The sequence below is a fragment of the Corynebacterium sp. 20-84 genome, assembly GCF_053479455.1.
Genome location: NZ_JBRBCB010000027.1, coordinates 1 through 1,158 on the forward strand (window position 1 = coordinate 1; position 1,158 = coordinate 1,158).

Annotated in this window: 1 pseudogene; it reads left to right on the top strand. The window is 56.0% G+C overall.

What is annotated here, in order from left to right:
• Positions 1–1,158, top strand: a pseudogene (locus tag ACUY2Y_RS11675) (YPDG domain-containing protein); the annotation flags it as partial.

The window sequence follows — 1,158 nt, forward strand, 5'->3', positions numbered from 1 at the left end:
ATGGCCCGTCGCCCAAGGACACTGATGGTGACGGTATCCCGGATTCTGAGGATCCGGATATCGATGGTGATGGTGTCAATAACTCTGATGAGAAGGCCGCTGGCACCGATCCCTACAACCCGGATACCGATGGTGATGGCACCAATGATGGTGATGAGGACGCCGATGGTGACGGCAAGCTGAATAAGGACGAGTCCAACCCGGGCGAGGATGCGACCTCCGATAAGGATGGCGACGGTATCCCGGACATCATCGATAAGGATGATGAGGATGGTCCGAAGGGTGATAAGGATGGCGACGGCATCGTCAATGCTGAGGACCCGGATGCTGATGGCGACGGTGTGTCCAATGCTGATGAGAAGGCGGCTGGCCTGGATCCGTTGAACCCGGACACCGATGGTGATGGCACCAATGATGGTGACGAGGACACCGACGGTGACGGCAAGAAGAACAAGGATGAGTCTGAGGTTCCTGAGGGCAAGGTTGACGACAAGGACGGCGACGGCCTTGGCGATACCGAGGTCACCGATAAGGATCCGGAGGACGGCAAGGCTGACATCACCGATGGCCTGAAGAAGCCGGCTGAGGAGAAGCCGAGTATTGATGCTGGTGATAAGACCGATGAGGTTCCGGCTGATGGTCAGCCGAAGCAGCTGGATGATAAGGTCAAGAACCCGACTGAGGGTATGACTGGTGAGGTCCTGGATAAGGACGGTAACCCGATCAAGGACGCCAAGGTTGAGGTTGATCCGAACACTGGTGATATCACGGTGACGGTGCCGGAGGGCACCAAGCCGCAGGATGCCAAGGTTGTCATTAAGGACAAGGACGGCAAGAAGGTCGGTGATATCGATATCGAGATCACTGCCCCGGAGAAGCCGGCTGAGGATAAGCCGAGTATTGATGCTGGTGATAAGACCGATGAGGTTCCGGCTGATGGCTCTAAGAAGAAGCTGGATGACAAGGTCAAGAACCCGACTGAGGGTATGACTGGTGAGGTCCTGGATAAGGACGGTAACCCGATCAAGGATGCCAAGGTTGAGGTTGATCCGAACACTGGTGATATCACGGTGACGGTGCCGGAGGGCACCAAGCCGCAGGATGCCAAGGTTGTCATTAAGGACAAGGACGGCAAGAAGGTCGGTGATATCGATATCG